Annotated in this window: 25 protein-coding genes; 2 read left to right on the forward strand and 23 right to left on the reverse strand. The window is 42.9% G+C overall.

Annotated features, from left to right (window positions below):
* Nucleotides 1-16: 16 nt before the first annotated feature.
* The 19 genes from WJR50_RS16600 to WJR50_RS16690 form a co-directional block, all read right to left on the reverse strand.
* Nucleotides 17-1,459, reverse strand: a complete 1,443-nt coding sequence (locus WJR50_RS16600) for a hypothetical protein (RefSeq protein WP_341294430.1) — start codon at nucleotides 1,457-1,459, stop codon at nucleotides 17-19.
* The gene (locus WJR50_RS16605; protein ID WP_341294431.1) at nucleotides 1,443-3,188 is read right to left on the reverse strand and encodes a vWA domain-containing protein; all 1,746 of its coding nucleotides are present in this window, start codon (nucleotides 3,186-3,188) and stop codon (nucleotides 1,443-1,445) included. Before WJR50_RS16605 ends, WJR50_RS16600 begins: the two co-directional genes overlap by 17 nt.
* Nucleotides 3,145-4,158, reverse strand: a complete 1,014-nt coding sequence (locus WJR50_RS16610) for a VWA domain-containing protein (protein ID WP_341294432.1) — start codon at nucleotides 4,156-4,158, stop codon at nucleotides 3,145-3,147. Before WJR50_RS16610 ends, WJR50_RS16605 begins: the two co-directional genes overlap by 44 nt.
* Nucleotides 4,142-4,654 (reverse strand): DUF4381 domain-containing protein, encoded by a 513-nt coding sequence (locus WJR50_RS16615; protein ID WP_341294433.1) that lies wholly within the window; start codon nucleotides 4,652-4,654, stop codon nucleotides 4,142-4,144. The genes WJR50_RS16610 and WJR50_RS16615 overlap by 17 nt, the downstream gene beginning before the upstream one ends.
* On the reverse strand, nucleotides 4,651-5,586 hold the full coding sequence (locus WJR50_RS16620) for a DUF58 domain-containing protein (RefSeq protein ID WP_341294434.1): 936 nt from the start codon (nucleotides 5,584-5,586) through the stop codon (nucleotides 4,651-4,653). Before WJR50_RS16620 ends, WJR50_RS16615 begins: the two co-directional genes overlap by 4 nt.
* A gap of 15 nt (nucleotides 5,587-5,601) precedes the next feature.
* Nucleotides 5,602-6,585 carry an AAA family ATPase gene (locus WJR50_RS16625; protein WP_341294435.1) on the reverse strand — a complete coding sequence of 328 codons (984 nt, stop codon included), beginning with the start codon at nucleotides 6,583-6,585 and terminating at the stop codon, nucleotides 5,602-5,604.
* Complete coding sequence (locus WJR50_RS16630) at nucleotides 6,567-7,013, reverse strand: endonuclease domain-containing protein (RefSeq protein ID WP_341294436.1); 447 nt, start codon at nucleotides 7,011-7,013, stop codon at nucleotides 6,567-6,569. The genes WJR50_RS16625 and WJR50_RS16630 overlap by 19 nt, the downstream gene beginning before the upstream one ends.
* Nucleotides 7,014-7,342: 329 nt before the next feature.
* Entirely contained in the window at nucleotides 7,343-8,851 is a 1,509-nt protein-coding gene (locus WJR50_RS16635; protein WP_341294437.1) for an arylsulfatase, read from the reverse strand.
* Nucleotides 8,852-8,883: 32 nt separating this feature from the next.
* Nucleotides 8,884-10,434, reverse strand: a complete 1,551-nt coding sequence (locus WJR50_RS16640; protein WP_341294438.1) for an arylsulfatase — start codon at nucleotides 10,432-10,434, stop codon at nucleotides 8,884-8,886.
* Between the two features lie 63 nt (nucleotides 10,435-10,497).
* On the reverse strand, nucleotides 10,498-11,292 hold the full coding sequence (locus tag WJR50_RS16645) for a hypothetical protein (RefSeq protein ID WP_341294439.1): 795 nt from the start codon (nucleotides 11,290-11,292) through the stop codon (nucleotides 10,498-10,500).
* 10 nt (nucleotides 11,293-11,302) lie between these two features.
* Nucleotides 11,303-12,358 carry an HAD family hydrolase gene (locus WJR50_RS16650; protein ID WP_341294440.1) on the reverse strand — a complete coding sequence of 352 codons (1,056 nt, stop codon included), beginning with the start codon at nucleotides 12,356-12,358 and terminating at the stop codon, nucleotides 11,303-11,305.
* Nucleotides 12,359-12,386: 28 nt separating this feature from the next.
* On the reverse strand, nucleotides 12,387-13,454 hold the full coding sequence (locus WJR50_RS16655; protein ID WP_341294441.1) for a BamA/TamA family outer membrane protein: 1,068 nt from the start codon (nucleotides 13,452-13,454) through the stop codon (nucleotides 12,387-12,389).
* A 153-nt stretch (nucleotides 13,455-13,607) separates the two neighbouring features.
* Nucleotides 13,608-14,267, reverse strand: a complete 660-nt coding sequence (locus WJR50_RS16660; protein ID WP_341294442.1) for a hypothetical protein — start codon at nucleotides 14,265-14,267, stop codon at nucleotides 13,608-13,610.
* An 8-nt stretch (nucleotides 14,268-14,275) separates the two neighbouring features.
* Nucleotides 14,276-14,698 carry a DUF2541 family protein gene (locus WJR50_RS16665; protein WP_341294443.1) on the reverse strand — a complete coding sequence of 141 codons (423 nt, stop codon included), beginning with the start codon at nucleotides 14,696-14,698 and terminating at the stop codon, nucleotides 14,276-14,278.
* 66 nt (nucleotides 14,699-14,764) lie between these two features.
* Nucleotides 14,765-15,493 carry a hypothetical protein gene (locus WJR50_RS16670; RefSeq protein WP_341294444.1) on the reverse strand — a complete coding sequence of 243 codons (729 nt, stop codon included), beginning with the start codon at nucleotides 15,491-15,493 and terminating at the stop codon, nucleotides 14,765-14,767.
* 11 nt (nucleotides 15,494-15,504) lie between these two features.
* Nucleotides 15,505-16,080, reverse strand: coding sequence for a DUF4136 domain-containing protein (locus WJR50_RS16675; RefSeq protein WP_341294445.1), 576 nt, complete (start codon nucleotides 16,078-16,080; stop codon nucleotides 15,505-15,507).
* 19 nt (nucleotides 16,081-16,099) lie between these two features.
* Nucleotides 16,100-16,678 carry a DUF4136 domain-containing protein gene (locus tag WJR50_RS16680; RefSeq protein WP_341294446.1) on the reverse strand — a complete coding sequence of 193 codons (579 nt, stop codon included), beginning with the start codon at nucleotides 16,676-16,678 and terminating at the stop codon, nucleotides 16,100-16,102.
* A 158-nt stretch (nucleotides 16,679-16,836) separates the two neighbouring features.
* Nucleotides 16,837-17,442, reverse strand: a complete 606-nt coding sequence (locus WJR50_RS16685; RefSeq protein WP_341294447.1) for an outer membrane beta-barrel protein — start codon at nucleotides 17,440-17,442, stop codon at nucleotides 16,837-16,839.
* A gap of 25 nt (nucleotides 17,443-17,467) precedes the next feature.
* Complete coding sequence (locus WJR50_RS16690; RefSeq protein ID WP_341294448.1) at nucleotides 17,468-18,106, reverse strand: DUF4136 domain-containing protein; 639 nt, start codon at nucleotides 18,104-18,106, stop codon at nucleotides 17,468-17,470.
* Nucleotides 18,107-18,761: 655 nt separating this feature from the next.
* Between WJR50_RS16690 and WJR50_RS16695 the strand changes: the two genes are divergently transcribed.
* Both WJR50_RS16695 and WJR50_RS16700 read left to right on the forward strand, forming a co-directional pair.
* Nucleotides 18,762-19,016 (forward strand): hypothetical protein, encoded by a 255-nt coding sequence (locus WJR50_RS16695; protein ID WP_341294449.1) that lies wholly within the window; start codon nucleotides 18,762-18,764, stop codon nucleotides 19,014-19,016.
* A gap of 180 nt (nucleotides 19,017-19,196) precedes the next feature.
* Complete coding sequence (locus tag WJR50_RS16700) at nucleotides 19,197-19,928, forward strand: DUF2490 domain-containing protein (protein ID WP_341294450.1); 732 nt, start codon at nucleotides 19,197-19,199, stop codon at nucleotides 19,926-19,928.
* A gap of 28 nt (nucleotides 19,929-19,956) precedes the next feature.
* On the opposite strand, the gene WJR50_RS16705 is transcribed toward WJR50_RS16700, so the two are convergent.
* The 4 genes from WJR50_RS16705 to WJR50_RS16720 all read right to left on the reverse strand — a co-directional run bounded on the left by WJR50_RS16705 (nucleotide 19,957) and on the right by WJR50_RS16720 (nucleotide 24,985).
* A complete protein-coding gene (locus WJR50_RS16705; protein WP_341294451.1) occupies nucleotides 19,957-21,594 on the reverse strand; it encodes a hypothetical protein in 1,638 nt (545 codons plus the stop codon).
* Nucleotides 21,595-21,966: 372 nt separating this feature from the next.
* Entirely contained in the window at nucleotides 21,967-22,596 is a 630-nt protein-coding gene (locus tag WJR50_RS16710; protein ID WP_341294452.1) for an outer membrane beta-barrel protein, read from the reverse strand.
* 208 nt (nucleotides 22,597-22,804) lie between these two features.
* Nucleotides 22,805-23,230: a hypothetical protein gene (locus WJR50_RS16715; protein WP_341294453.1), complete on the reverse strand. Its 426-nt coding sequence runs from the start codon at nucleotides 23,228-23,230 to the stop codon at nucleotides 22,805-22,807.
* Nucleotides 23,231-23,797: 567 nt separating this feature from the next.
* Nucleotides 23,798-24,985 (reverse strand): helix-turn-helix domain-containing protein, encoded by a 1,188-nt coding sequence (locus WJR50_RS16720; protein WP_341294454.1) that lies wholly within the window; start codon nucleotides 24,983-24,985, stop codon nucleotides 23,798-23,800.
* Nucleotides 24,986-25,247: the final 262 nt, after the last annotated feature.

Here is a 25,247-nt window from a genome sequence, read left to right on the forward strand (position 1 = left end):
CTTTAATTGAATGTATTTATGCTGTTGGATTGATCCACGCCAACTGCCAATCCTGAGTAGTCTCAACCTCTCTGTTTTTGTATTTTTTCCTGGCCTTTTTCCACTCCTTGATATCCAGTACCGACCAGGCTTTGCCCTCTTTGTATTGACTTTCCAGTAGTATTACCTCTTGCTGCAATGCCGGAGAACCATATTTCTCAGCAAAGGCTTGAGCACTGGGTTCATCAAGTTCTAACTCATCTATCCAGCGGTACAGACTTTGTATGATCAGCCTAGACTTTTTCTGTCTTACTGCCCTTTTGAACTGATGAAAGTAATAGGCTTCCGATTTTAGGTATTGTCCTCTTCTTACTTTCGCCCAGTGAAACAATTTGCGTGTGATCAGAAAAAGCAGATAAAGTGCCAGTAGGCTTAATACTGCCAGCAGCAAAAACTTCCTGGGCGACATGCCCAGAATCGTTAGGGGTTCTTCTTCTGCCTCAGCCTCTTCTTGCAGAACCATTTCCTGCTCCAGCGAATCACGAATACTGGCCAGCACACCCAGATCAGGATTGGGCTGTACCTCAAGCCTAACTTCTTCCAATGTCCGTTTATACAATTTCTGGCGGTAGGGATTGTACCAGGTAAAGACCATTTCCGGTAAGATGACTTCGCCTTCTTTTTCAAAAAGATAGCGCATGGTTTCAGTACGAGTAGCACTGATGGCTGTCTTAGTCCTCTGGTTTTCAACCGTACTTCGTGTCGGATATTCACTTACTCCTGAGAGACTGTCCCAGGCAATGGGAGGAATCAACTCGGCCACTGTGCCATAGGCGGTACGGGAAATTCTTCTTTCCAGCACATCCCCCACTTTTACTTCTTGTCGGTTACCTCTCCATTGGTCAGTCACGCTTAAACCGGTAGCGACCAGCCACTGCGATTCGCTAAAGTTTGGCGGTACAGGCTTCACCTTGATCTGCTTCTCAGCAGTTTTCAAAGTTCTTCTCACCCCTTTAAAGTCTCCTTCGGGAGGTGTTTCTACTGCTATCTCCAGGGAAGGAAAAATCACACCCTCATCTTCAAAAGGGAATACATGGTAGATAAGCTCTACTCCGGCATAATTCTGTCCATCCTGCTGAAACGAACGGCTGACCGGACGGAAGTATACCGTGAAAGCTCCATTCACTTTGATATTGCCAGGGTCAATACCCGCGGTAAACCAGGTGGAAGTATAAACCGTAATACGGACTTCTACTGGCTGCCCTACATACGTGCTGCTGCGATCCAGACTCACCTGACTCCATACTCGCTGAGCTAGTAGCGCTTCACTGCTGATAAGCCACAATAGTAAAGTAACCAATAAAACCATGAACTTCTTTCTCCAGGGTCTGTGACCAACAGTCCTTTTGAGATACTGCTGGGTTCCGGTCTGTGAGACACAGACCGGGGGGGTTGGTAGAAAGTTACCACTTCTTTGCATCAGCCTTGGGTTTTATGTTTTCCTTTTTCACCTGATATTCAAATTTCCTTTTCAGAAATAGCGAAGGGTCATCATCTACTTTGCGCATGAGCACCTTGCTATTGTCCTGCTGGATTTGACCTCCAACATCTTCGGGCACTTCGTCCATCTCTTTAGCTTTGCGGATATCGGTGGCAACGGTTTCTTCCAGACGTTGCTTTTCCATGTCTTCTTGAGTAGCTTCCTGTCCGCCTCCGCCCAGGTCTTCCGGACTGTCGTTTTGTTGATTATTGGCTGCCCCCTCTTCTTCTGAATTTTGCGCTTCCTGGGCTTCTTCAGGACTGAGTTCTTCAGTACCACCCGTCAATTGCGCTAGTTGCTGCTGGCTTTGTTTGGCTTGTGCGTTGTCAGGGTCCAATTCTAAGGCTTCGCCAAAAGCCAGCATTGCCGCCGCAGTATCTCCATTTTGGAAGTAGGCCAGGCCCAGATTGTAAGCTCCGTTGGCAGTAGTATCTTCGCTAAATGCACGAACGGCATCCTCATATTCACCGGCTTTGTAATAGGCCACCCCTCTGCGCATAGGATCATCATAGCGCATAGCTGCTTCCTCATATTCTCCTTTCTCACTTAGCCTCTGCCCCTGATAATCGGCAGTATACCACAGGTCTTCAAAGCTGCTAACCTCAGCACAGGAAGAAAAAAGTAACGCACTCAATGTATACAGCACCCAACCTTTGCGGAACCACAACAGAATAAAGACCGCCATCGGAATGACCAGTAGTAACCCGGCATCCCGCCAGTCATCATCCTTTTCTTCCGGCTGTTCGGTAAACATCAGATTATCGCTGATGCTTTTGCTGATCATTTCCACATCGCTATCATCCAGGGTGAGACGATGGACTTTGATCGCTTCCAGGGAAGAAAATTGAGAAAGTACCGGAGTGTTAAGAGCTGAATACACAACATTGCCATCAGTATCACGGGCTCCCGGTACTTCACTACCCATCTCGGTATTCATAGCCAGGATTTGTACATTGTTCCCTGAGCTTTGTGTGTAGTTTTGAAGGAGTGAAAACTGTGCTTCCTTAAAATCATCTGAGAGTATCAGCACAGAACCCGGCGCATCGGTCACCGACATGATCGTATCGGCCAGCAGCAGGGCAGCCTCCAGATCAGAGCCGGGGAAGGGCATCACTGAAGGCGATAGTCCGTCAATATGGCTCAGGATAATGTCATAGTCATCGGTCAGGGGCACAATGGTGTGGGCAGTACCAGCAAATCCAATCAAAGCTACCCTAGCCTGTGGGTTGTGATTGAGCAGATCGTGGATTTTGAACTTAGCGCGTTCCAGGCGGCTAGGCTGTAAATCTTCTGCCAGCATACTTTGTGACAAATCCAGCAGGATCACCATCGGGGTTTCTAGCTCCTGTCCAGGCAGCTCTATTTTTTTCCAGGTAGGTCCAGCCAGGGCCAATACCCCCAGACTTAAAGCCACAAAGCCGCTGAGGTACATCCATAGCTTAATTTTTTCGCTACCCTTCTGTATGACATAGGGCCGCAGGTGTGGTGCGATAATCGCTTTCCACCGAATCTCCTGCCTGATGCTGAGCAAGCCGATAAATAGCACCACTGCCACTGGCAACATCAGCCAGAGAAATTTGGGCCTCAGAAAATGGAAAGCAACCCAGTCTATGGGAAATAAATCATCAAACATAGGCTTCCTCCTTTCTGGTACTTTTCTTAAAGGCATTGATGAGGCTGGCAAAAAAAGAGGTAAACAGCAATAGGGCTACTGCTGCTGCCAGTGGATACTGATACAGCAAAGTCACTGGACGGTTTTCCTCTTCTTCGTACTCTATGGGTTCCAGCTTATCTACTTCAGTATAAATTTCCTGTAGCCGGGCTTCGTCTATGGCACGGAAGTATTGTCCTCCGGTCATGTCGGCGATTTCTTCCAGCGTCTTTTCATCCAGATCAGAATTACCGCTATTGGGATCGCCAATGCCTATGGTATAGATGATGACCGTATCTTCTCTGGCCAGATCTGCGGCATCCAGCGGAAGAATGTCGGTACCCGCGTCTACGCCATCGGTAAGCAGGAGCATCACTTTGGTTTCTATGGTGTCTTTTTCAAACATGCCTACTCCTTTGGTAATGGCTTTGCCAATGTGGGTCATCTGCCCGGCCATGCCTACGTCCGCCTCTTCCAGCATCTGGCTTACGGTTTGCAGATCGGGTGTAAAGGGAGCCTGTATGTAAGCACTGGAACCAAAGAAGATCAGCCCCATCCGGTCACCTTCTCTTTTCCGGATAAATTCATGCATCACATCTTTGACAGCATCCCAGCGTCTCACTTTTTGATTGTCAATCTCCCAGTCTTTGGTGGCCATGCTGAATGAAATATCGGCAGCAATGAGGAAGTTACGTGAGGTTTTAACCTTTAGCTCCGGCTCACCTACCAGTTGGGGAGATGAAAGGGCAGCCAGTACCAACACCCAGCACAGTGTCATAGCCAGCCAGTTAAGCAAGCCTCTCCGCTTCACCAGGGCTGACTTGCGGGGCTTTTGTCCGGTATAGTCTAAGGCCTTCTCATAGGTGGGCAGCCGGACGGAGGCACTTTTCATGCGCAGAGGCGGCAGCAGGAAGTACAACAGCAGCGGCAGGGGCAGCAGAAAAAATACCCAGGGGTAGGCGAGTTCAAAATTAGCGGGTATTTCCATGTGTTTTGATCCATTTTCTGGCGTTGAACAATAGCTCGTTTTGCTGACTCTCTGAAAGTCTTTTTCCTTTGTAAAGCACATCCTCAAACTGCTTTTCGTAGGCCAGCATCTTCACATCTTTGCCGGTCTTTTCTAAAAACTGCAACCATTCTTTGCCATAGAGTCTGCCTACCTTTTCTCTGCCAAAAGTTTTCAGGGCTACCTGCTTGAGCAGTACAAAAATTTGGGTAAAAGCTGTGCCGTTGTTTTGCATATCTTCAAGTGCGTGCAGGGCTTCACGGCGATAGTGGTTTTTGATATAGTTTCTGATCAGGAAAAAAGCCATTAGCAGTATTGCCAGTACAATGATACCGGCCAGTATGCTCCATCCTATAGGCTCAAAGCTGAAGGCTACCGGAGGTGGCTCATAGAGTGCTCCCAGTTCTACCGATGTACGTTCAGTGATGAGCGTATCCTGCGAGATGTTGCTAGAAAGACTATCCTGGTACGCTTTCATCTTTTATTGCCTTTAAAGATTTCTTTCAACTGCTCATCTACCGGTTGTAGAGTATCTACCATAAACAGGGGTATCCGGTACTTTTTCATCTGGCTTTTAAACGCCTGATAGTCCTCATCAAAGCCGCTGGCAAACTGCTCTCTTAAGTTTTGCCGCTTGCCATTAATGCTCACCTGGGTCTGCTCATCACCCGCTACGAATTGGGTAGCAGGAATATCACGTTCTAACGGATCACTCACTTTGGCCAGAATCACGTCATTATGCTGAGCGATCTGACTGATAAACTTACTCACTTTGGGGGAGTAGCGATGGAAGTCGCTGATGATTACTACTAAAAAATCATGGGTGACGATGTTTCTGGCTTTAAGGCCAACTTCCCTGAGGGCATCTTCAAACTTCACCGGACTGGAGTGGGCCAGTTCATGATTGCGAGTGACTACTTTTTCCAGAAAACGCAAAATGTTTCTGCGGTCACGCTTGGGAAAAACGATATCAATACCATGGTCGGCAAACACAATTCCCCCTACTCTATCTCCCTGCTTAAGTACCCGGAAAGCAGCAAGCGCTGCCAACTCAGCAGCGACAACTGACTTGGTACGCTTCTGTGAACCAAAAAACATGGACTTCGTCTGGTCTACGATGATCAGCGCTGGTTTTTCCTTTTCCTCGCTGAAAACCCGAGTATGGGTTTCTTTGGTACGGGCGGTGACTTTCCAGTCAATATTGCGGATATCATCTCCTTTTACATAATGCCGCACTTCTTCAAAGTCCAGTCCACGGCCACGGAGTTTGGAGGCATGCCTGCCACTCAGCACACTTTTTACCTTCTGCTTACGCGCCAGAAAGCTGAAGTTTCGGGCAAAGTGCTCCATGGCCATCAACGCTTTGAGTGAGGTAAAAACTTCGGGTGGATAATGTTCCGCTTTTTTCATGACTTTGCTTTTGGCTTAACCTACTACAGCTACCTGTTTGAGAATTTCATCCAGCACATGATCAGGAGTAATGCCATCGGCATTGGCCTCATAGCTCAATATCATCCGGTGACGCAGACAGTCATGCACTACCGCTCTCACATTATCCGGTGACACAAAATCGTTACTGTGCATCCAGGCGTGGGTACGGCTGGCCCGGTCCAGGGCGATACTGCCCCGGGGACTGGCTCCGTAGTCTATCCAGCTATCCAGTTGTTCAGTGTAGCGCTCAGGATAACGAGTTGCCGCAATGATGTCCACGATGTATTTCTCCATGCTTTCTGAAATTTTGACTCTGGCGATTTCCTTGCGGGCTTCAAAGACTAATTCGGGTGACATGCGTTGCTCTTCTTTCTTCTGCCCATGCTGAACCTGTTCTTCCCTATTCAATCTCAGGATGGCCAATTCAGAAGCATCATCAGGATAGCTGATGACCACGTGCATCAGAAAACGATCCATCTGGGCTTCAGGCAATGGGTAGGTTCCTTCCTGCTCTACCGGGTTCTGAGTAGCCATCACCATAAAGAGCGGGTCCATTTTGTAGGTTTTACCTGCAACGGATACCTGTCTTTCTTCCATCGCTTCCAGCAATGCAGATTGCACCTTGGCCGGAGCACGGTTGATTTCATCGGCCAGAATCAGGTTGCTGAAAATAGGTCCCTGCTGGAATATAAATTTCTCTTTCAGCTCAGGCTGGTAGATTTCCGTACCCGTAATATCAGAAGGCAGCAGATCTGGTGTGAACTGTATACGACTCAGGCCACAGTCCAGCTCCTTAGCCAGGGTTTTGATGGCCCTTGTTTTGGCAAGGCCTGGTAAACCCTCCAGTAGCATATTTCCATCCGACAGGAGTACCAGGATGATGCGCTCTATCAATTGATCCTGCCCGATGATGGAGGCAGACATCCGGCTTTTGAGTTCCTGTATGGCCTGCTGCGACGTTAAGATATCTTGTGGCATGACTTTAAGTTTAGGTATATGTAGTTATCTGTTTTATTGGGGGCTTTTACCTCCGCACCAGTTTGCTCTATAATCCACTCCTGAATTGTATCCAACACAAAGCCCATATTCTGTTTCACATCCAAGTCATCAAATCTCAAAAAGTGTACACCAAAGGATTCCAGTCTTTCTTGTCTCATTTTATCTTTTGCTGGCGCTTCATCATGAAAATGACTATCTCCATCTATTTCAATCGCCAGCATCAAATCCTTGCAGTAAAAGTCCACAATAAAATGATCAATGGGTCTTTGCCTGTCAAAATCATACCCCAACATCTGTTTGCCTTTGAGTTCCTGCCAGAGAAATACTTCTAAAAGCGTCATATTCTTTCTAAGTTTTCTGGACAGCTCTTTCAGCTTTGGGTTATAGGGTATTATTTTTCTTCTCATTTCTTTAATATAGCATTTTTTACCCACCCCCTAACCATCAATTCCATTGCGGCTCCAAGGAGGAGAGTTTTTGCCTCGCGTTATTCCCCTCCTTGGAGGGGTTAGGGGTGGGTCTTCTTTCAGATCTACCCCCACCTCACAAAGAGGCATATCATTAATTAATGAAACCTCATCATACAAACTGTTTCTATCAATTATCCTCGTTTTCAGTTCCATCGCTTTTTGTTTAAGGTAAACACCATAATTTCCTTGTGCTTTCCTGAAGAGGTGGGGACCACTGCCGAGGCCCCACCTTTAAAAATTGATTGCTCAATTCGTAGTGTAAAAGATCAATTCCCCGGTCGGGAGGTCATGGTTTCCACTACTTCATCAATGGATAAAGAAGACCCTCTTACAGCCGGATAATCTTTAAAAGAAGCCAGGAAATTGGCCGCCACCTGCTGAGCTGGCACGAACATCCACATATTATCGGCATACCATCTGGTATATAGCGCGGAATTCCAAGATACCTCGTAAGGATCAGCTCTCAGGTTGATCACTATAGGCCAACTGGGAGATTTACGGTAAGCTTCTGCTATTGAGCCTTCCATGATGGTAAAGTGTAGTTTAAAATCCTGATACCTTATGGCATTCATATTTCCACCCGCATCAAAGTAGAAAATCTCTTTTCTGGGTGATTCATCTACTTCTCCTTTAAAGAAAGGCATCAAATTATAACCATCCAAATGCTGATTAAAGGTTTTTCCATTAGCCTGGTAGCCATTCAGCAGCTTTTCTTTGATGTTAGGCTCTCCGGCAGCCGCTACCAGCGTTGGCATCATATCTTCATGAGAAAAGATTTCATTATAAACAGTACCTGGCTCTATCACACCCGGCCAACGAATAGCGCAGGGTACACGGAAACCACCTTCCCAGGTTGTACCTTTTTCCCCGGCAAAAGGAGTAGTACCGCCATCAGGCCAGGTGAATTTCTCCGCGCCATTATCGGTAGAGTACATCACGATGGTATTATCAGTGATGCCCAGTTCATCCAGTTTATCCAGCACACGTCCTACCGCCTTGTCATGCTCTGCCATACCATCGGCATAAAGGCCAATCCCTGTTACACCCTGGCTTTCTTCTTTCAGGTGGGTCCATACGTGCATACGGGTAGCATTTAGCCATACAAAGAAAGGCTTACCGTCGGCATGCGCCTTTTCAATGAAATCTAGGGCCGCAGCTTCAAACTCCTCATCCACGGTCTCCATACGCTTTTTGGTTAATGGTCCGGTATCCTGAATGGGGCCGTCAGCAGTAGTTCTCAATACTCCCCTGGGACCAAATTTTTCTCTGAAATCAGGGTCTTGAGGATAATAATAACTTTCCGGTTCTTCTTCCGCATTTAGGTGATATAAATTACCGAAGAATTCATCAAAGCCATGAGCAGTAGGCAGGTGTTCATCCCTATCTCCCAGGTGATTCTTACCAAACTGGCCTGATACATAACCCTGTGGTTTAAGTAGATCGGCTATGGTAGGCATTTTATCCTGTATACCCTGCTCAGAACCTGGCATACCAATAGTTAATAGACCTGTACGGAAAGGATGCTGTCCTAAAATGAAAGCCGCCCTTCCGGCAGTACAGGACTGCTGGGCATACCAGTCGGTAAATTTCGCTCCTTCTTTAGCAATGCGGTCAATGTTAGGCGTTTCATAGCCCATTAATCCATCATTATTAAAGCCAACATTGCTCCAGCCGACGTCATCTCCCCAGATGACCAGGATATTGGGTTTGTCTTGCGCTCGGATTCCCGAGATCATCAGGAAGCACCCTAATAGGGTAAACATTACTTTTTTCATAATACTGTTCATTTAAGTTGAAAAACGCTTGATCAGAGACCTCCTCCCTGCTGTCTCAGTTTTTCTTCTATACTGCTCAGGTTAAATGATCCTGGTTTCTGGCTGGGCGGATATTCCTGCATCGTTTGTAAAAACTGAGCTGCCAGTCCCTGTATGGGCACCAATACAAAGGCATGATCCAGAAACCAATCATCATATGTATTTGCGTTATGCTGTGCTTTCTCAAAAGGGTCGCGACGCAGATTGAACAGGAGCGGTGTACGTAACTCAACAAATGGCTCTCTCCAAACCCCAAATGCTTCACCCCGGTTTTCCAGAAATACTACCTTCCAATCGTTATATCGGGCCGCCACGACCTGCCCATCATCATTTACATACCAGAACTCCTTACGAGGAGACTCATCAGTCTTACCTTCCAGGTAATCAAGCATATTATAACCATCAATATGGTTACGGTATTCACGGCCATTGAGCGTAACACCATTGGCTAGTTTCTCTTTAATATCTGTTGCTCCGGCCATAGCAGCAAAAGTGGGCAACCAGTCTTCATGTGCTACAATTCCATTCAAGGTCACATCTTCAGGGAAATGGCCGGGCCAACGTACAAAAGCAGGTACCCGGTATGCGCCTTCCCAGTTTGAATTTTTCTCACTACGGAAGGGAGTGGTACCGGCATCCGGCCAGGTATTATAGTGGGGACCATTATCGGTAGAGTACATAACCATGGTGTTATCGGCAATGCCCAATTCATCAAGCAAATCAAGAAGCTCACCTACGTGCATGTCATGTTCCACCATGCCATCGTGGTACTCATCGCCGCTTGGCCCGGAGAGGCCTTTATGTTCTTCTTTTACATGGGTACGAAAGTGCATACGTGTACCATTCCACCAAACAAAAAAGGGTGTGCCAGCATCATTTTGCTTTTTTATAAAAGCTTTGGCAGCAGCTACAGTCTCATCATCAATGGTCTCCATGCGCTTTTTGGTAAGCGGTCCGGTATCTTCAATTCTTCCGTCGGCATAGGTGTGAAGTACTCCTCTTGGGCCGTATTGCTCTTCAAATGTTTTTCCGTTGGGAAGCACCATACCAGTAGGATAATCTCTGTTTTCTGGTTCTTCTTCAGCATTTAAATGGTATAGGTTGCCTAAAAATTCATCAAAGCCATGATTGGTAGGAAGATGTTCGTCCCGGTCTCCCTGGTGATTTTTGCCAAACTGCCCGGTGGCATAGCCCTGGCTTTTAAGCACGGTTGCCATCGTCACATCTACCTCCTGCCAGCCTTGTTCGGCACCTGGCAGCCCAACCTTGGTCATTCCTGATCGTACCGGAACACTTCCACCGATAAATGCAGCTCTTCCGGCAGTACAACTCTGTTGAGCATAGTAATCGGTAAAAGAAATGCCCTCACTGGCTATGCGGTCTATATTAGGCGTCTGATATCCCATCATACCACGGTTGGTGTGACTGATATTCCATGTACCTATATCATCTCCCCAAATCACCAGAATATTGGGTTTGTCTTGTGCCTGGATTCCTGAGATCATCAGGAAACATCCAATAATTGTGAACATAAATTTTTTCATGATACTGTTTATTTAAGTTTGAGTTGTGTTATAAATTATATTTGAGTTTAGGTTTATTAGTATTTATGCAGGAAATAGGAGGATGAGTACCGCACGCCAGCCCCAGTCTGCTTTGGCTCCATCCGGTGCGGCCAGATTAATCCGCGGCCCTGCTACCAGCTGCACCTTTTGACTTCCTAAGGATGTGACTCCACTGATCGTCGGATTAAGCCAAACCGTGGCGCTTTCAGTCATCCAGTTTTGGGTCCACTCCATATTACCTCCTACACCAGCCCCACTCTTCCAGTTGTATACCACAAAAGGCTGCAAAAACATCTGGCTTACATCGGGCCGTTCTTCATCTCCTGCCACCGACCAAATCTGGTTCACCAATCCACCGATGGTCCAGCCGTTGACTTGTTTGAGTGCCACTGCCGTTGGGCCTACGCCAAATTTTTTGGTCGTCAGAAAATCATCGGTACCGATGGGTAATAAGAATGCCGGTCCCGCCCCCCAGGTTACGTTTGATGAATTCACCGGAGAGAAAAAGCCAGACAGCACAGCATCTCCCAGACCAGTTTGATGTTCGCCCGTTCCCGTAATATTATACTGACTGATGACCGGTAAAATCACCCGTGTAATTAGATTGATATTTTCTCCCAAAGAAAAAGGCGCTACGGGCTGAATATTCAGCGTATTTCGTGTGCCATTCAGCTCTCCGATACCGTAGTCAGTATTATTCTGAAGGGGAACAGAAATCAGCGATGCGATGGGGTTGGCCAGCTTTTTCGCCAGCTCAGCAGCATCTGCCTCCTCCTGGGAGAAAAGTGGATTCAGTCCAACAAACATTATAAGTAATAGTAATGCTAGTTTTTTCATCAATAGGTCTTTATTGCATTTCAAATGGATAAATCACTTCCCAGTCTTCTTGCATATCTACCAGCGTCCAGCCTTTTTCTTGGGCTTCGTCCAGGCCTACATCAAATTTACCTATGTGCGAATCACGGTCGTAGGACCACTCTCGGGCTGAGTCTGTGTGATGTACATAGAGTTGGAAGCTTTTCAGGTCATTGGCATCTGCCCACCTTAGCATTTGCAAATCACCATCAGAATTACCGGCAGCAAAGACCGGTTTGCGGCCAATGAATTTGTGTATCCCTTCCGGTTTTCCTTCTTTATCGTCTATAAAATCCAGTTCCGCTATTTTCCTAACTTCCGGATTGCCATCATTGTAGTCGTATTTCACTTTAATAGAGCTACCCACGATCTGGTCTTTGGGAATACCATACACCTCCTCGGCCCAGGGGCGCATGAAGTCTATGCCTCCCCCCGAAACGATAAAGGTTTTGAAGTCATTTTTCTGAAGGTACTGTACCAATTCCAACATGGGTTGAAAAATCAAATCGGTGTAAGCCCTGTTTTTCTCGGGATGTCTGGCAGTTGACATCCAATCCTTTACGATGCTATCAAATTCATCAGAGGTATTACCCGCATGGGTTGCCATGACCACTTCCAGCAAACCCTTTTCGCCCTGCTGCATCAGTGCTTCCATATCGTTTTCCAGTACTGCTTTGTAAGGCTGCTGGTTTTTCCATTCCGGATGCTCGGCAGCCATCGCTTTGATCCTATCCATCGCAAAAAAGAGCTGAAAATAAGCAGGCTGTTCGCTCCAGAGCGTACCATCATTGTCAAAAGTAGCGATGCGGTCTTTCACTGCTATGAAGTTGGTGCTGCCGGAGTCCGTTACATCTTCCACATAGCTGATAATGGCACCTTTGGTTTCTCCATCGTTCCAGGAGGGCAGTGGATCTGTTTGCGCATCAGCCTGGCTTTCCTGAGTAGTGGTTTCAGTGTCCCATTCTGTATTGGGCGAACATGAGCAGACAAAGAAAACAGATACTAAACAAAGGCCTATAGTTTTGACTGTATAATACATTGTGTTCATTTCTATTATTTGAATAATTTTTATTCTATCAATTCCTATTATTCCAGGCGGATCCAAATACGATGTACCAGCCGAAATTGTCATTTGACCAGGCCACATCTATTCCCGTTCTTAAGCCAAACTTACGGGCGATCAGGTAGCGAAAACCTGTTCCGTAATTATGCACCAACAGGGCATCATCAAAAGAAATATCATCGGTTGGAGCTTTGGCCAGACCTCCAAAGGCGACCATGCTCCATCGGAGGGTAAAGTCGTAGCGCTGCTCGGTTTCCAGTACATACGTCTGGTCCCCCTGGTAGCGTGCCAGCGGCACTCCCCGTAGCGAAATGGCAGGCTCAATGTAAAAAGGTGCGTCACCGGTTTGAATCTTAGTCTCCAGCCGAAAGCCGCTTATCCAGTTTGGCGAAAACTGAAAAAACTTAAAGGCCGCGATACTCAGGTTCTGATAATCATAATCACTACCGGTCCAGGAAGCATTCACCCGAAAATCGGTAGTGATATACCAACCGGTATTTGGCGTGAAAACATTATCCCGTTTGTCAAACTCTAAGTCTATACCTATGCTGCTCAGGTTGCTTTCCAGATCTTTTTCTTCTACAAAATCCGGCAGGTTTTCAAAGCCAAAGTCAGGCGTTACATCATTGAACAGGTACAAATATTCCAATCCGATGAACACATCACTGTTGCTAATTTCTCTGAGTACTGAGCCAAAGATCGCAGTCGTTTTGAAATTGAAGCCAAACTCCCGTTCTCCTACTACTCTAATGTTTCTGTAAAAACTGAGGTTTGCATCCCCATAAACCGCTCCCAGGCGGTATTTCAAGTGGTATCTGGGTAAGGAGGCTATGCGCATGCCGCCAAAGCCCCAGGTCTTATTGGCCGTATAGCCTACAAATCCTGCTGTGATGGTAGGCGGAATGTATTGTCCCTCTACCTGCACTTTGTTGGGCTGAATAAAAACCGGCGCAAAGAGCAAACCAATATTACCCAGTGCCGGCTCGGTAATGAGCTGAGGAACGGGAATAAAGCCATGAGCATCTACTAAAAAGTTACTCACATCAAGCTTACCATCTACAGAGTCTTTCAATATGCTCATATCCATTTTTTTATTTCGGTCAGGAGACTTGTTTTGTGCGAAAACATTCAGAGAAGTCATTATTAGAATCAGAATAAATAAGTAAGACTTCATCTTAGTGTTTTTGTGTTTTCGCTTCTTTGGTCATATGCACATTTTCACTTATCCAAATCACTATTCTTCCAATGCTTTCCCAAAGATTTTGCTGACACCTACGCCCAGGGTCCATGAATTGTAGGCATCTACTTTGATATCCTGCATAAGGCTGACGCCCAGTTCCCATTCCCCGGGAAGTTCCCATCCGTATTCCAGTCCGGCACGAATAAGGAAAAGTGTCTCTTCTCTGGCAAACTCACCCCCGGCTCCCAGCAATATCGTAAAATGCTCTCCCGGCTTAAAGATACCTACCAATGTAGAGGCCAGCGGGGAAGACCGTTCCAATGTTCCCACTGTTTCTCCTTCACCCATCTGTTCTACCTCAAAATTTTCTACAATCAAATCAGAATGTAAACCCACTGCCCATTGAGGATGAAACCAATAGTCGTAATCAAGGCCCCAGGAGCCCAGCACCAGCCATTCTTTTTTACCGTCCTTTATGCCTTCCAGTACATTGGCATGTCCCAAAACCAGCGTGAGCCGGTGATAGTTTGCTGTCTCTTTTTCTTCTTCAAATTCCTGTGCATTTGCACAATGAAGACTACCTATGAATAGCAAAAGGCAAAGTAAGTACATCTCCCTCCTCCTTCCGCCTGGAGAGGAAAAGGTTATGTCCTCTCTCGGGGGGGACAGGAGGGAAATAAAACGCTCATTAATATTTCTTAATCTGTTTCGCATATGGGGCATTACTTCATACCAAAGACAGTGACATCAGCTTTTCCATTTAATATCCCTTTAGTATCATACCAGAACTCAATTTTACGGATACTTCTTTTGCCTATGCCTCTCAGGTCAATCACCCGGCTTTCGCCTCCCTGAGGGATATTCTGCCTCACATCTATTTTGTCGGGAGCACCATTATCATAAGTCACTTCCAGACGATGAAGGTTAAGAGGAGCATCTGTTACTTTGAACTTAATCCTTCTGAAATTATCAAATGGCCCTTTAACGATGATGACATCGTGATCTGCACGGAAGTTTGCCTGCACACTTCCAATCATCCGCCAGCTACCGGCAGCCCCTGCACGTGGCTGGCTTCTTAGCTGGGCAAAACCTGCACTGCTGAAAATGGCCAGGATGAGTAGGATTAAAGTAAATTGTTTTCTCATATCAAGTCTACATATGATTACTGCCAGATGCCTTTGGCCTTTTGAAAGTTATTAGGCTAAATTCGTTTAATTATTGTGGTGCTTTTTGTCTTTCCAAATGATAGCTTGCACTTCCATGGTATCAATTTCAGCATAGGTCACCTCATTGCCCATAGCATCCTGCACATCCATCAGGTACATGATATTGGAAGCCTCGTCATAGAGAAAAACCTGTCCGTGCTTTACCATGTGCTTGAGCTCTTTGCGCAATTTTTTCACTTCTTTACCGCTCATACCTGCCCTAACGTCATAGGTATCTTTGTGCTTTTTGTGGGTAAAGATGATCTGCTCAATCTCACCATCACCTGAGCTTATGACCTGTAAGGTATCGCCCTTGGCTTTTCCTTTTTTAGAATAGCTTGTTACGGTTTGGGTTTCGCTAAGAGGAATGACCATCTCCGTCACACTTACAGTTTCTAAAGGCTCGTATTCAATTTCCAGAAACTCTTCTTCTACCATATCAACTGTATATATTTGGTAAGCCTCATCCATACCCTCAGTTTCTTCCGCTTCATTTTGTTCGGTTGAGGGAGCGGTTTCTGCTTTGGAAGTTAAAGGCACATGATTGATCTGGTGCTCATGAATGACCCATGGCTCATCCTCCAGATTTGGCCCTTCTTCTTCAACAGCAGTGATGCTCTCTTCAGCCAATTCGCTTTTTTCTGCCTGACTGCAGGCTGCTACACAGCATGCCAAAATGGACATGCTGAGGAAGTACACAAGCGTTTGGGAGTAATTAAAGATGGATATTTTCATAGCTTAGCTTTTTAATTGACCGGAGCAATCGGGAATTTCTTCATCAGTTTTTTGATCTTCTTAGGAATTGACTTCTCTCTCTTTTCAGGGTTCTCTTTTACTACTGAGGTGATGATCCCCTGCCAAATCAATTTCTTTTCTTCTGTATCGTACATATCCACTACAAAAGTACCTTCCTGATAATCATTCTCGCTATAAGAGGTGGTTGAGGTTGACATGCCAGGCCCCATACCCCAACCCCATCCATAAGGACCAGCATAGCCTAATCCATTATTGTAAGTAGTATAGGCAGTAGTGTTGGCCTTATTATTAATAACCACAAACAGTGTTATTGTGGCATCGCCGTTACTTTCTACCCGTTCCATCCCTCTGGCATCAAGCTCTGATTTCATAGCGTCCAGAATACGCTTTTTGTCAAAATCATTTAATATCTGATCACTGTTTTGCTCCCAACCAGCAAAAACGTAGGTGTTGTATTGGGAAAAATCAGTATCCTTGTCATAGTCACTTTTTATCTGCCCAAAGGCTACCTGAATGCTTAGGACGGCCAGGAGAAAGAATATGAAAGTTTTATTGGTAAGTCTCATAGTCATTAAGGTTTTCGTTTTATTTCATACTGGTAGAAGCATTAGGGTTTCCGGGATATTTGGCAAATATATCGGCAACGGCTTGCCTCACTCTGTCCTCCCAATCATCCGCTGGTTTGTTTTTCAAAGCTTTCTGAGCGGTGCTATGCCATACTACCTGGTTCTTGTCCGCGTCTATCATATTGACGATCAGTGAACCTTCATCATAGTAGCCTACTAAAATACTGTCGGAAGCTGACCAGGAGTAGTTTCTTTGTCCCATGTAATAGGCCCCGTCCTGAAGTGTTCTTTCCCGCATTTGTGCTTTTTGCTCAATACCTACCGTAGTGTGGATCAGCACATCAGGATTACTCTCGTCCTGGCTAAAGTTCATTGACTCCAACTCACTGATAATGGCGTTTTTGACAAGCTGCTGATTGGCATCACTGTACTCAAAACGGTCGCTTCCCTCATGCTGTACGGGCAGCATCCTAAAAGTGGAGTACTCACTAAAGTTAATATCATCCTCATACTGAGAAGATATATTTACTCCTGATGAGCATGCCGCCAGAATGAGCATGCCCATCAGTAGGAGATAAGATGTAGCTTTCGTCTTCATTTGCTTTCAGATTGTTATTTGTAAATACTATTCCTTTCATAATTTCAATGAAATTGTCTCACTGGCAATACGATTTATGTAAGCTGTAGGCGACAACTATGTTTCTCGCAACATATCCCAAGTCTGGCTGTACATATTTAGTGATTATTAAGATTACGCTAATACTCAATGGCACCTAATACTAACCCTAGATTTAAAGTTAAATAAGACTGCGTATCCAAATCAGCAGACTCAAAGTTGTTATTGTACCGCAGCGATACGTAGCCACCTACCGTTTCTGAAAATGGGATCTCCACGCCTACTTCCGGAGCCAGCGTAAACTGCCAGCTTTCACTCTCCAAATCAAATATGCCTATTTGCGTTTCACGACGATTGTAGGTGGTCCCAATGCCCAACCCAATAAAGGGTGATACCGGCCCACTGCTTGCCATATGGTAATCTACTGTAAAGAGCAGCGGAGAACTATTGACATATTTATACAGCTTGCCGGAAATTGCCAGCACTTCTCCCTCTGAGGTATACGTACCGTAATCCTCGCTTTCATAAAAGGTATACCAGCCCGCGCTAAAGCCTAGACTAAGATTGGGGTTAACACGGTAGTTATAATCAAAAGTAGTTCCCATGAAGCTGGTACTGCTTATATAGTCACCGGTATTTCCGGTAGGAAAACTAACAGAATATTGTACGGCTACTGAGCCCTGTGCATAAACACTGCTGGCCCATGATACTATAATGAATGTGGTAAGTACGAGAATCCGTGTCATGATATATATGCTTAATAATTTTGATCTAGTTTACAGTAAGGTAGGGAGACTGGTCAAAAGCCTGCTCAATATTGTTGGTGATGCGTGAGCTGATTGAGGTAGTGCTTCCTTCCAGTAATCCATTGAATATTCCTGTCCAGACCACAGGGATATTGTCGGCTGCGGTAATGCCGTCGGGATAGGTCATGAGGATAAAAACTGAACCCGTAGAATATGCATCAATATCAACCACCGGGTAAGGATAATACCAGCCCCACCAGGGATAAGGATACCACCAGTTCCAATATCCACCTCCCCAATACCAATAGTCATAATAGATATTAGTGACCTGCATGGCGGAAGGTAATATGATCATATCAGGATCGTCCTCTCTGTCTACCTCTGTCCAGCCGTAGCGTTCCATGTTTTCGCGTATGCTCTGAGCAATAGTAGAGGCATATACCTGTCTGACAAATTCTACAGGTTCACCTTCTTCCAGGTTTCCGGTGATCTTGACTACCGAATCCGGAATGGCAAAAGTTCCTACTGAGGTAAAGTCAAACTCAGGATCATGGAGCGTGGCTACCGTGTCCAGGTCTTCTATATACTCTGGTCCATCGGGATAACAGCCTGCAAAAAATAAGAGCACACCTATGCAAAATGATGCTGCATATCTAAGGTTCATAGTGATTAAGGTTAGCGGATAGTGTTAAAAATGTGTTATTTCAATTGCTTAAGCTCAGACTATAAATGAAAGCTTAAGAACATTGATAATGTCGTATCACTACATAGTTATGAATAAGTATTTGATGAAGTAAGTTAAACACCGTGATTCACAGTTAATCATGGGGGTAAAATGTGCGCTTTACACTATGATTGATTCATCAAAACAATGATACCAGCATAGAATCATTGATCTTATCAGAATTACTTAAAAGTATGGTAAACTTAAATGTACCAGTTAAAATTTTTTCTTACGCTATTTTATTATACGAAGAGCACTCGTGATTTTAACTAAAATTTGATTTTTAAAACCTGATGTATTGTGGCCTGAAATGGTGATCAGGGGGTATTTATACCAGATCTGATTTATTCAATTAGCTTCACCAAGTAAGGAGGTTTTACCGTGAAATACCGTTAATTACTCATTAAAAAGCGCTTTTTTTCTTTTCTTTAGGCTATCAGACAAAAGTGACCTTTCATACCATTACATTTAACTACATAATGCCTTAGCGTAAAGCGTATAATTTTTGCGAATTTTAGATTAACATCTAATCATGCTTTACGCTACATGAAATGTGTCTTTAATAACTATACCTGCTTTAAAAATTCTTAGCTATATGGAAGACGCGGTTATATTTATCGTTAATAAATTTCCTACCTACCGTAGCGAGATCATGAAAGCCTATATGAATGACGATGAGTTCAAGTCTTTGTGTGAAGATTACTTTTCAGCAGCAAAAACTTTTGAAAGCTTTCAACGAAAAATCATGAAAGATTATAAAGGTGAGCTTGAATACCGTGCGTTGTTTCTGGATTTAGAACAAGAAATGCTTGAATTCCTGGATCATAAAAAAGAAGCAGGAGAACCTTGATATACCTTCTCACACCCTTTAAGTTATTTTTATTACTTGATATGCTTATCATCCATGATAAATAAGTAGTTGGGTCGTTTATAACCAAATGTTATCAACTCAATCAAACATCAATACCTACATTCCTTTTAAGTTTTAACTTTATACCAGCACTTACTTAAATTGATGAAGATGGACTAAATGTATATTAAGAGACTTGCAATAGTGTTGTGGGTATGCCTGGCAGGGCAAAGCCACTGTTTGTATGCGCAAAAAGCTAATTTGCAAATGTGGGGCGACCATGAATTTCATTTTCCCTTTGCCAACACTTATTCCTTTCAGACAGAGACAAGTTATCGTACGCTGCTGTCTGATGAGCAAAAATGGAGGAGCTTACAGTTTCATCCGCAACTCTCAGCCAACATTTTAACATTCGCGGATTTACTGCTGTCTGTTCCTGTAATTTATACTGCCCAGACCGATACGGTCAATACTTCTGAAATCAGAGTAATGGTGGGTACACGTTTGTTTTTGAACTCTGTCAAAAGGGTGCACACGCAGGTCATGGTAAGATTTGAAAGACGCCATCAGAAGCATATCGGGGAAGGTGATTGGAGTACTGGCAACCGTTTAAGAGTGCGTGGTGATTTGATCATACCCATTAATCAGAATTCATACTATGAGGATAAGCAGTGGTATTCCTTAATGAAGATTGAAGCTTTTTTTGTGGAAGATGATGTTGATGAACGTTTTGCTAACCGTTTACGATTGAGCCTGGGAGCCGGCTACCGGCTCAACTATAACCTTCGCTTTGAAGCTGAGTATAATGCACAATCTTCCAGAAACCAAATTAGCGAAGAGTTCTCCTCCAATGACCATATCATCCGGTTTCGCATTATGCATTACATCAACAAAGCCAGAATCAGTGAGTGAAAAGAAAAATAACTGACTCTCTATCATATCATACTTTTAGTTTACTTAGTCCTTCAAGTAATCCTTCAATTAAACTTTCAGAATAGAAATATTTCTTAAGTCCTACCCTATCAGACAAATGAACATTTGGAAAATCTTTTTTTAATTGATTGACCACATCTTGGCCCTCTTTCATACAGTTTTTTTGTGCATAAGCAGCAGCTTTTAGGATAGCTGTAGAAATACCTTCAAGATTAATTTGCTCCAGTAAGACTATAGCTTCATCGTATTTGTTCTGGTGATACAAATAATATGCATAGTACATTTTCTGCCATCTAAGGATATTATTGGGGTTTAGTTGATAATTTTCATGCAGTAAGGCAGCCCCCTTCTCAAATTCACCTAAACTGAATAATATGGCTCCCATTGAGTTTTGATAATCAAAATTTCTGGGATTAACCCTAAGCCCCTGATCAAGTATGTCAATGCATCTACTTTTTTCATGTTCAAGAAAATAAACAGCAGCCATACCTATATATGCCTGCTGACAAAGTGGGTCTAGCTTTAAGGCTGACTTGCAATGTGTATACCCCTGCTGGATAATTTCATCTCTATCTTTATCCTTAGGAAACAGCAGAAGCTCTCCAATAAGTATTTTGCATAGAAAAGCATGCCCCAGGGCATTCTCTGGCTCTTCGTCAATCAGTTGGTGATAAAACTCTTTGGCTTTCGTGGTAAAACATTCATTATAGTTTGCATCAAATTCTGAATACCAATAGAATGGCAAAATCAGATTTGACAGGTCATTCTTGTTGGTTATTCTTTTAAGCTGATCGCGAAGAATTACTCCTCTTATGCCCATTAAATAGGCAATCAGATATTTAAGTATTGAATTCTCGTATTCCCAAAGGCTTTGGTCAGCATCATTCTTCTCAAAAGTATGTCCCCACAATTGCTCACCTTTATTATTATTTAACTGTATCCAAACTCTTACTTTATTTTCATGGGTATGTACACTACCCGTCAATATATACTCTGCTCCTAACAAATTACTTACTTCCCGTATATCCTTAGTTTTACTAACAGTGGCATTTCCAGAGTAGTAAGAAATAACGTTCAGGTAGTTGAATAAGGTGAGCTCAGTACATAGATATTCTCCCATACTACGGGTAAAGCTTTCGCCCTCATCCTCCTGACCGATATATTTGAATGGCAATACTGCTAGAGAAATTTTGGGGTTGACGAATTTTTCATAAGTGACAAAAGTAAGTTTTTCATCATGAAGACGAACCGACTTTTTTGATGTAATATGAGTCAAATCATCATGCTCAGTATTATTTTCTCCCAAATCTTCCGGTTTCATTTGAAAAGATGGAATGTAGCCCCCCTTAGGGATAGAAATAAGAAGCTTATCCTTTCTTCCATCTTCATAATAATATTCCTTCAGCGCCCGTCTTAACCTCCCGGCATGTATCCGTACAATAGAATCAATCTGAGGGTTAAAGTCCGAATCTCTCTTAAGCACATTAATGCCAATAGTATATTCTTTCAGTTCTTCACTTCTTCCATCCAGCGTTTCTTGCACCACAAATTTTAAAAAATCGGAAAGCACAGTTGAGTTACCAATTTGGGGTGAAGAAAGAATTTGATTCAATTCCGCTTCAACTTCTTGTTTCGGTGGTTCCATTAAAGCAAACATTTTACTATTTGGTATGTAATAAAAACATCTATCTGGCAACTAAATTTATCTGTTATTACCCGCTAAAAAAAGGGTTATAGTATTCATTTTTGTTCTATTAGACATAATGAAACAAGCTTAATATTATATTACTCTTATTCTATCATGTAAGATTTGCTTAAATAAATAAACTTACTTCTGATCAAACGTACGCTATAACTTTCTCTGCTCTATTGACTATGGAGATGCACTCTATTTGCGATATAAAGTAAAAAGTAGGCTGCTGACAATATCAGCAGCTTACCTAGATTCCAGGTTATACTAAGTCTTAAGTTTTTTTATTGATCCGCTGTATTTTGAAGACCTAACGGTTCATCTATATTATAGCCCGAAATGGAATACTAATCCCCCAGTAAAACTAAACTGGAAGATGCTGCTGTATGAATCCAGGCTTACGCCACTGCCTCCTGTTCCTATGAACAATGAGGAACCAAAACCCTGAATAGGTACATTCATAGCAGCCTGAAGGCGTAGTCCCACTTTTTCAGAGAACATAAATTTGGAGCCTGCCTTTACCCCAAAAGCAAAGCGCCAGCCTTCTTCGTATCGCCTTCCCTGAGGAATCAGGCCTGCAGCACCTACATTGAGACCTGCAAAAGGAATCACCTGCTCCGATACGGGAAACTGCTTCAACCCTCCTACCATGGTATATACCACTGCTACTGGTACGCCATAATCTTCCAGGTAGATTGAACGGGCATCGGCTTCGGTACTTTGTCGGCTATACATAAATTCAATGCCATAGTTGTTATTGATATTGTAAGTAAGTATGCCACCATAGGTAGACCCTCCGTATACGCGCATGCTCCCTCCATATACATCAAAAGTGGAGCGTAAAGTATAACCATAGAAAGGTGTCAATTCTACACTTTGACCTTTGGTCTCCTGAAATGAACATAGAAAGCTCACTACTGTGAATAGTATCAGGCTTATGCTTTTTTGTGATATCATGATCTTTGTGGTTAGCTAAAGTAGTATGTTTTATCAAAATTAAAGTTACTGTACAAGTCGCTTCCCTTGTGTCCACACATTCAAACTTATGATTCTGACTGTTTTTCAGACTAAATCTTGTCTCCTATCTCCTGTAGATAGTGACCCTTTCCAAAAGTGGACAATTACATCCAATATCAAATTATTGAACCTTCTTTTCATTTTGAATTCAAGCAAGTATCGCAATGATGGTAGCAATCTGGATCGGAAGCGTAAATCCATATATAAAATAATACCAATCACTTCCCCACGGTATAAATGTAGCAGCGAAACCGGAGGCAATGCATACCGCCAAATCCCTTGCAAAACCCGCAACATAATCCTCAAAAACCATCATGCTATATTCAGCGCTGATAATGGCGGTAGTAGTAATCAAAAAGAAAAATATACTTCCGGATATACTGCATTTTATTTTGTTATAGTATACAGCAGCATCTGTATTTTCTTCTGTATTATTAAGTACCTTATTCTCGTAATAATCTGTATCCTGCTTTCTTATACTAATATGACTACTGTCAGCATAAGTGTTTAGCTTTTCATCAAGTTCTAATACCAGTTTCTTGATTTCAAGTACCATTTTAGTTTCCTTAAGCATTTGATGAAGAGAAGGCTTTTTACTCTTTTTAATGAATAGTAAGGGAACAAAAAAAACTGCTGTCAAAGCTACCAAGCAATAGACTTTTAGCGTATCTCCTGGAATCTTAGAAATAAGATGTACCGCTGCTTCCATATCAGATTGTATCGGGTAGCAAAAACTATAAATGTTTGTGAAATGAATTTATGAATTGGTTTCCAGGAATAGCATGTTTTCCATTTGAAATCAGTTTCATTTTTCTAAATGAAACAAATTAATTATTCTGGATTGATGCATTATATGCAATGAAACATTCTTAGATGCGTGTATTCAGTTCTTTTGAGTTATAACTATACTGCGTACAATAACTTTATGCCATATTGTTGAAACAGGAAAAGAATACCCACTAAAGACTGATAGGCTATTTGTATATCAATCAGATTGTGAGACCGTCATCATGAGGTGAGTTCCATATAGGAAAAGCGACGAACATCGCAAAAATTGTGGTAGTAAAGTTAAGCTGAAAAGCACGTAGTTTTGGAAGAATAAATAAGGTTTGAAAACACTAATCTCACTCTGGTATAGGTACTAAGCTTTGAACAAGCCAATATCATTATTGGATTGCATTTCTAGTTTACCATTGTTTTCCAACCTTTTAACAAATTCAGTTGGTGTCAGGCCAGTAAATTTCTTTACAGAATGAAAAAAAGTAGTGCGGGAGTTGAAACCCACTTCAGAAGCAATTCCTTCTATAGTCAGATTTTTGTGATTTACCTCACGGTAATGCTGCATCAAATATTCCAGCCTAAAACGATTGATCATCTCATTATACTTCATTCCTATGCCCTGATTGATGATCATTGAGAGTTGCCTTCTATCAATCTCCGTATCTTTTGCCAGATCCTCTAAACTATAACTAATCTTAAGAAAACATTTTGACTCATGAACAAACTGTTTTACTTTTTCTACATAGCTTTCAAGTTGAGTTTCATCAAAAGGCGTATATTTTTTGGTAGCGCTCATTATTTTAACCTCTCCATACAAAATATGCGGACTATGAAAAAGCATGAAAGTGAATGCCATACATATAAAGCCCGAAACTATGGCGAAGGTAGTGTAGGCAAAATGATACTCGGATTTAGTTATAACAGACCATAAAAACATCAATGCGATTACACTGACACTTGTAACAAGGGAAAGCAGCCATTTAAATTCTGCACCACTAAAGTTTTTGCGTTGAGCTGTTTGGTTTATTTTATAGCGAGCATATATTTTTTTTACAGAAAAACCTACGTAAACCAAAATATACAGGCAGACAAACCAGGTTAAACCCTCAAAAATTAATGTTCCTTCATTCCAGTTTAAATAAGCATTACTATTATTAATATAGTTCTGAATTATTTCTTTTTTCTCAGCAGTAGGTTTGATATGAAAAGGAATAAGGTCAGCTAAAACCAATACAGATGGTAAAAAGTGCAAATAATCGTAAAAGCTGTTTCTCTTTTCATTATTCGGGTAAGCACGAATATATAGATAGGTTGCCGGCCCAAAGAGAAAGCCCGAAGGTATCCCCGTCCTGAAAATATGGGGAAAGTGAATGATGAGCCCACTCTCGTTCAAAAAAGTGATTAACAATGTCCATGTCAATGAAAATACAAGTAAAAAGAGCATTACATTAAGTGCGTTTGCTCTTCTTATTACCTTGAGCAGTAAAAGATAAGCGGCTAAGAAACCAATTGTGGTACCTATGAGACCTGCAGTAAAGATTATATCCATGCGTAGTGCATCAAAGTATTAAACATGAAAATCTTAAATTAAATAAGCAGGAAAATGTTTAAGAAACAACTCTATACACTAAACATCCAATAAAAAACTGTAAATTCACAAATTAATATTGAGCATTAGTACTTACAAAAGTCTTTACCGAGCCCTTTATGCTTATTTTTAACAAAAAAATAAACATAAGTTAATACGAAATTCACACTGATGAGTAAAAATATCTATGTACTTACTTTTAGTGTACATAAGCCATTAATTA

This window comes from Catalinimonas locisalis (genome assembly GCF_038039535.1).
Classification (GTDB): domain Bacteria; phylum Bacteroidota; class Bacteroidia; order Cytophagales; family Cyclobacteriaceae; genus Catalinimonas.